This is a genomic window from Jeotgalibacillus sp. ET6, from assembly GCF_029667115.1.
GTDB lineage: Bacteria > Bacillota > Bacilli > Bacillales > Jeotgalibacillaceae > Jeotgalibacillus.
In genome coordinates this window covers 1-266 of the sequence record NZ_JARUIU010000118.1, presented here as the reverse complement: position 1 = coordinate 266, position 266 = coordinate 1, and the positions used below count along the sequence as shown (strand labels likewise).

General features: G+C 65.4%; 1 protein-coding gene. It reads left to right on the top strand.

Going from position 1 to position 266, the window contains the following annotated elements:
- Positions 1–266, top strand: a 266-nt coding sequence (locus P6709_RS20005; protein ID WP_278242648.1) for a (2Fe-2S) ferredoxin domain-containing protein, incomplete at both ends; no start/stop codon positions are given.

Below are 266 nucleotides of genomic sequence, written 5' to 3'. Positions count from 1 at the left end.
CGTTCGTACCGAGGAAAAGGGCGAGACGACCCGCGTGGTGATCGGCATGGCGACCTGCGGCATTGCCGCCGGCGCGCGTCCGGTCATGATGGCCTTCATGGATGAGATCCAGAAGCGCCAGCTGGCCCATGTCACCGTGTCCCAGACCGGCTGCGTCGGCATGTGCCGCCTGGAGCCGATGGTGGACATCATCGTCCCCGGCAAGGAAAAGGTCACCTATGTGCACGTGAAGCCCGACATGGTGCCGCGCATCGTCGCCGAGCACG